The sequence below is a fragment of the Comamonas sp. genome (assembly GCF_036666375.1).
Taxonomy (GTDB): Bacteria; Pseudomonadota; Gammaproteobacteria; order Burkholderiales; family Burkholderiaceae_C; genus Comamonas.
The window spans coordinates 1-6,020 of record NZ_JAVWWA010000034.1 but is presented as its reverse complement, the minus strand read 5'-3'; the positions used below and the strand labels follow the sequence as shown (position 1 = coordinate 6,020).

Here is a 6,020-nt window from a genome sequence, read left to right as displayed (position 1 = left end):
GAGGACTGCTGCGCGCTGCACGGCGCCAAGGCCGGATTCGACCGTTGCAAGTCCCAGGTCAAGGCCGCGGGCCTGTCCGGCCCCGGCAAGGTGCGCGTCAACAAGGCCGGTTGCCTGGACCGCTGCGCGGGTGGCCCGGTCGCCGTGGTCTATCCCGAAGGCACCTGGTACACCTTCATCGACGACAGCGACATTGATGAAATCGTCGAATCGCATCTGAAGAACGGGCAGATTGTCGAGCGTTTGCTCACACCGCCGGAACTTGGCCGCTGAAACCCACTCCATCCGAGCAACCCTTGTTTTTTCAGGCGCGCGTCTGCCCGGGCACGCGCCGCTTCCACGGAATCCGAACTTGAACGCCCAGACTGAACGCTTGACCCTGACGGGCGCCGCCGGCGCCATCGAGGCGCTGCGCGACGCCGCTGTACTGAACGCGGGCCAGCCACTGCGCGGTGTGGCCGTCATCGCCCACCCCCATCCGCTGTTTGGCGGCACCATGGACAACAAGGTCGTGCAGACCCTGGCGCGTGCCTTCGTGCAAAGCGGCTTCACCGCCGTGCGCTTCAACTTCCGTGGTGTGGGCGCGAGCGCCGGCACGCACGACGCAGGCCAGGGCGAGCTCCAGGATCTGCTGGAAGTCGTGCGCCAGGTCGCGCCCGAAGGCCCGATCGCGCTGGCCGGCTTCTCGTTCGGCGCGTTCGTGACCAGCCACGCGCTGGCCCGGCTCTGGCCCGAAGGCCGGGTCGAGCGCGCGGTGCTGGTCGGCACGGCCACCAGCCGCTTCAGCGTCGCGCCCGTGCCCGCCGAGGCGCAGCAGCGCACGCTGGTGGTGCATGGCGAAGCCGATGACACCGTGGAGCTGGCGTCGGTCATGGACTGGGCGCGCCCGCAGATACTCCCTGTCACAGTTGTCCCCGGAGGCGGTCATTTCTTTCACGGACAATTGCCGCTGCTCAAGAGCCTGGTGGTCCGCCACCTGCTGCCGGGTCTGTGACGCCTTCAGGTTGGCGGCCGCAGCCGCCAGCCACGCTTCGTCGCTCGCTGCATTGGCGGGCGTTTTTTCAGCTATTCCCCCGAGCTTTACATGACCCCGATTTTCAACACCTTGCGTGTTATTGCCGTTACCGTGGCAATGGCGCCCGCGTTGGCGCCCACATTTGCGCTGGCCCAGATCAGCCAGCCCCAGCCTCCCGAAATCGCCGCGCGCAACTACCTGCTGATCGACGTCACCGCCAACCAGGTCCTGGGCGCCAAGGACATCGATGTGCCCATCGAGCAGGCCTCGCTGACCAAGCTGATGACCGGCTATCTGGTGTTCGACGCACTGCGCGCCAAGAAAATCACGCTCGAGCAGCGCTTCCCGGTCAGCGAACGCGCCTGGAAAATGCCCGGTTCGCGCATGTTCATCGACCCCAAGATGCAGGTGCCCGTCGATGACCTGATCAAGGGCATGATCGTCCAGTCGGGCAACGACGCCACCATGGCGCTGGCCGAAGGCGTGGGCGGTTCGCAGGAAAACTTCGTGCGCCTGATGAATGAACAGGCCAAGGCCCTGGGCATGAAGGGCACGAACTACAAGAACCCCGAAGGCCTGACCGAGCCCGGCCACCTGACCACGGCGCGCGACCTGTCCATCCTGGCCCAGCGCCTGATGCAGGAGTTCCCCGAGTACATGCACTACTACGCGACCAAGCAGTACCACTACGAAGGCACGCCCGCGTCCAACGGCACCAACCGCAACACGCTGCTGTTCCGCGACCCCACGGTCGACGGCCTCAAGACCGGCCACACCGCGGCCGCCGGCTACTGCCTGGTGTCGACCGCCAAGCGCACCATGCCCCAGGTGGGCGAGCGCCGCCTGTTGTCGATCGTGCTCGGTGCTGCGAGCGCGAATGCGCGCGCCACCGAAAGCCAGAAGCTGCTGAACTGGGGCTATACCGCGTTCGACTCGGTCAAGCTGTTCGACGCCGGCCAGCCCGTGGCCACGCCGGAAGTGTGGAAGGGCCAGGCCGGCACCATCCAGATCGGCCAGCCGCACGCCATCGTCGTGACCGTGCCTGCGGGCTCGGCCGGCAAGCTCAAGACCGAAGTCGTGCGCCAGGATCCGCTGATCGCGCCGTTCACCAAGGGCCAGTCCATGGGCACGCTCAAGGTCACGCTGGACGGCCAGGCTGTGGCCGAAGTGCCACTGGTGGCGCTGGAAGCCGTCGAGCAGGCCGGCTTCTTCGGCCGCCTCTGGGACGCCATCCGCCTCTGGATAAAGTAAGCATTCGATGCAGCTGTCCAGCAGCCCAGTACATGCAATGCATTCAGGGCTGCTGGCAGACCGGCTTGCTTTGATGCGCCCAAGCTGCTACAGTCGAATGCTTTTCGGAAATTCCGAAGGGATTCACGTTTTCGTTTTTTACGTTTAGGGACGTATACATGCCAACCATTAACCAGCTCGTTCGTCAGGGGCGCTCGGTCGAAACGATCAAGTCCAAGAGCCCTGCGATGGAAAACTCTCCACAGCGCCGCGGCGTGTGCACACGTGTGTACACCACGACGCCTAAGAAGCCTAACTCCGCTCTGCGTAAGGTCGCCAAGGTGCGCCTGACCAACGGTTTCGAGGTCATTTCGTACATCGGCGGTGAAGGCCACAACCTGCAGGAACACAGCGTCGTGCTGGTTCGCGGCGGTCGTGTCAAGGATTTGCCAGGTGTTCGCTACCACATCGTCCGTGGTTCGCTCGACTTGCAAGGCGTCAAGGATCGCAAGCAATCGCGCTCCAAGTACGGTGCCAAGCGTCCCAAGAAGGCCTAAGCCTTTTTGTAGACAGATTTTCGGTGTTTGTCCTGCCGGGCAGGTAGTTCAAACGTAGTGACCCCAAGCGCAAGTGTTTTGCGTGGGTCGAGTAAGTGGGAGTCCTGTTGACCCCCGCGGTGTCTGAAAAGATGCCAACTGAAGCAAAGATAGAGGTAAAAAATGCCACGTCGTCGCGAAGTCCCCAAACGTGAAATTCTGCCGGATCCAAAGTTCGGCAATGTAGAGCTGTCCAAATTCATGAACGTGATCATGGAAGGCGGCAAGAAGGCAGTTGCAGAGCGCATCATTTATGGCGCCCTGGAACTGATCCACAAGAAGCACCCCGATAAGGATCCTCTGGAAGCCTTCGTGGTTGCTATCAACAACGTGAAGCCCATGGTGGAAGTCAAGTCCCGCCGCGTGGGTGGTGCAAACTACCAAGTGCCTGTTGAAGTGCGCCCTGTCCGTCGCCTGGCTCTGTCCATGCGCTGGCTCAAGGAAGCCGCTCGCAAGCGCGGTGAAAAGTCCATGGCTCAACGCCTGGCCAACGAGCTGCTGGAAGCGACCGAAGGTCGTGGCGGCGCGATGAAGAAGCGTGACGAAGTGCACCGTATGGCCGAAGCCAACAAGGCTTTCAGCCACTTCCGCTTCTAAACGGCGTTAGCGCTTTCTTGACACGGGGCCGCTCGCAAATATTTGCCTGCGGCCTTGTCTCGATTCAGAGCGCCCCCAAATTAACTGTTGCCCACTTTGTTGGAGTGGCAGTGATTCTCCAGATGATCAATTAAGGATCCACCATGGCTCGCAAGACCCCCATTGAGCGCTACCGCAACATCGGTATTTCCGCTCACATCGACGCAGGTAAGACAACCACCACCGAGCGTATCCTGTTCTATACCGGCGTGAACCACAAGCTGGGCGAAGTGCACGATGGCGCTGCCACCATGGACTGGATGGAGCAAGAGCAAGAGCGCGGCATCACGATCACTTCCGCTGCCACGACCTGCTTCTGGTCGGGCATGGACCACTCGTTCCCCGAGCACCGCTTCAACATCATCGACACCCCCGGCCACGTTGACTTCACGATTGAAGTCGAGCGCTCGATGCGCGTGCTGGACGGCGCCTGCATGGTGTACTGCGCCGTGGGCGGCGTGCAGCCTCAGTCGGAAACCGTGTGGCGCCAAGCCAACAAGTACAAGGTTCCTCGCCTGGCCTTCGTGAACAAGATGGACCGTACCGGTGCCAACTTCTTCAAGGTCGTCGAGCAGATGAAGCTGCGCCTGAAGGCTTCGCCCGTGCCAATCGTCGTGCCAATCGGCGCCGAAGACAACTTCGAAGGCGTGGTCGATCTGGTCAAGATGAAGGCCATCTACTGGGACGAAAAGTCGCAGGGCATGAAGTTCGAATACCGCGAAATCCCCGCCGACCTGATCGACGTGGCGAACGAGTGGCGCGAAAAGATGGTCGAAGCCGCGGCTGAAGCCAGCGAAGAGCTGATGAACAAGTACTTGGAAGAGGGCACGCTCTCCGAAGAGGAAATCATGAGCGGCCTGCGCACGCGTACCCTGGCTGTTGAAATCCAGCCCATGCTGTGCGGCTCGGCCTTCAAGAACAAGGGCGTGCAGCGCATGCTCGACGCCGTGATCCAGTTCCTGCCCGCTCCCGTGGAAGTGCCTGCTATCGAAGGTACCGATCCCGAGAACGAAGAAAAGAAGCTGACCCGCAAGGCCGACGACAGCGAGAAGTTCGCTGCGCTGGCGTTCAAGCTGATGACCGACCCGTTCGTGGGCCAGTTGACCTTCGTGCGCGTTTACTCGGGCGTCTTGACCAAGGGCGACACCGTCCTGAACGCGGTCAAGGGCAAGAAGGAACGTATCGGCCGTATCGTGCAGATGCATGCCAACGAACGCCTGGAAGTCGAAGAAATTCGCGCCGGCGACATCGCTGCCTGCGTGGGCCTGAAGGACGTGACGACCGGCGAAACGCTGGCCGACATCAACGACCCCATCATCCTGGAACGCATGGTCTTCCCCGAGCCCGTGATTGCCCAGGCTGTGGAACCCAAGACCAAGGCCGACCAGGAAAAGATGGGCATCGCCCTGTCGCGCCTGGCCGCTGAAGATCCGTCGTTCCGCGTGCGTTCCGACGAAGAATCGGGTCAGACCATCATCGCCGGTATGGGCGAGCTGCACCTGGAAATCATTGTCGACCGCATGAAGCGCGAATTCGGCGTTGAAGCCAACGTCGGCAAGCCACAAGTGGCTTACCGCGAAACCATCCGCAAGACCGTCGAAGATGCCGAAGGCAAGTTCGTGCGTCAGTCGGGCGGTAAGGGTCAGTACGGTCACGTGGTGCTGAAGATCGAACCCAACGAAGCCGGCAAGGGCATCGAGTTCGTCGACGCGATCAAGGGTGGTGTGGTTCCGCGCGAATTCATCCCAGCGGTCGAAAAGGGTATCAACGAAGCTGTCACGCAAGGCGTGCTGGCCGGCTACCCCGTGGTCGACGTCAAGGTCACGCTGCACTTCGGTTCGTACCACGATGTGGACTCGAACGAACTCGCGTTCAAGATGGCTGCCATCTTCGGTTTCAAGGAAGGTTGCCGCAAGGCCAACCCCGTGATCCTGGAACCCATGATGTCCGTGGAAGTGGAAACTCCCGAAGATTACGCCGGTACCGTGATGGGCGATCTGTCCTCGCGTCGCGGCATGGTCCAGGGCATGGACGACATGGTCGGTGGCGGCAAGGCCATCAAGGCCGAAGTCCCACTGTCGGAAATGTTCGGTTACGCCACCTCGCTGCGCTCGGCAACGCAAGGTCGCGCTACCTACACGATGGAGTTCAAGCACTACGCTGAAGCTCCCCGTAACGTTTCGGAAGCCATCATGGCTGCTCGTACGAAGTAAAATAGGTTTTTGCCCGTCTGCTGTCCGCAAGGATGGCCGGCGGGCTTGCCAGGTCTGCGATTGAGTGCCCCCCTGTTTCCTGTGCGGGGGGAATCAGCAATTCGATGCAGACGTTAAACATCACACAGGTTTTGCTCTTTTGGAGAAATCTCATGGCAAAAGGTAAGTTCGAACGCACCAAGCCCCACGTCAACGTGGGCACCATCGGTCACGTTGACCACGGCAAGACAACCCTGACGGCTGCTATCGCTACCGTTCTGTCGGCCAAGTTCGGCGGCGAAGCCAAGAAGTACGACGAAATCGACAAGGCGCCTGAAGAAAAGGCCCGTG

At 61.3% G+C, this 6,020-nt stretch carries 7 protein-coding genes; all 7 read left to right on the top strand.

The window, feature by feature from the left end:
- The coding region (locus RR928_RS10610; protein ID WP_332549939.1) for a (2Fe-2S) ferredoxin domain-containing protein at window positions 1-273 on the top strand (273 nt) is incomplete at its 5' end.
- 79 nt (window positions 274-352) lie between these two features.
- On the top strand, window positions 353-994 hold the full coding sequence (locus RR928_RS10605; protein WP_332549938.1) for an alpha/beta hydrolase: 642 nt from the start codon (window positions 353-355) through the stop codon (window positions 992-994).
- 90 nt (window positions 995-1,084) lie between these two features.
- Window positions 1,085-2,266, top strand: a complete 1,182-nt coding sequence (locus RR928_RS10600) for a D-alanyl-D-alanine carboxypeptidase family protein (protein ID WP_332682464.1) — start codon at window positions 1,085-1,087, stop codon at window positions 2,264-2,266.
- A gap of 158 nt (window positions 2,267-2,424) precedes the next feature.
- Window positions 2,425-2,802: a 30S ribosomal protein S12 gene (rpsL, locus tag RR928_RS10595; RefSeq protein WP_159911512.1), complete on the top strand. Its 378-nt coding sequence runs from the start codon at window positions 2,425-2,427 to the stop codon at window positions 2,800-2,802.
- 162 nt (window positions 2,803-2,964) lie between these two features.
- Window positions 2,965-3,438 carry a 30S ribosomal protein S7 gene (gene rpsG, locus RR928_RS10590; protein ID WP_261500499.1) on the top strand — a complete coding sequence of 158 codons (474 nt, stop codon included), beginning with the start codon at window positions 2,965-2,967 and terminating at the stop codon, window positions 3,436-3,438.
- Window positions 3,439-3,581: 143 nt separating this feature from the next.
- On the top strand, window positions 3,582-5,690 hold the full coding sequence (fusA, locus tag RR928_RS10585; RefSeq protein ID WP_332682460.1) for an elongation factor G: 2,109 nt from the start codon (window positions 3,582-3,584) through the stop codon (window positions 5,688-5,690).
- Window positions 5,691-5,842: 152 nt separating this feature from the next.
- On the top strand, window positions 5,843-6,020 hold a 178-nt coding region (locus RR928_RS10580), incomplete at its 3' end, for a GTP-binding protein (RefSeq protein ID WP_332682488.1).

Bases quoted from the DNA above. Each gene is read 5' to 3' on its own strand.
- rpsL (WP_159911512.1), top strand. From the start codon at position 2,425: ATGCCAACCATTAACCAGCTCGTTCGTCAGGGGCGCTCGGTCGAAACG.
- RR928_RS10600 (WP_332682464.1), top strand. From the start codon at position 1,085: ATGACCCCGATTTTCAACACCTTGCGTGTTATTGCCGTTACCGTGGCA.
- fusA (WP_332682460.1), top strand. From the start codon at position 3,582: ATGGCTCGCAAGACCCCCATTGAGCGCTACCGCAACATCGGTATTTCC.
- rpsG (WP_261500499.1), top strand. From the start codon at position 2,965: ATGCCACGTCGTCGCGAAGTCCCCAAACGTGAAATTCTGCCGGATCCA.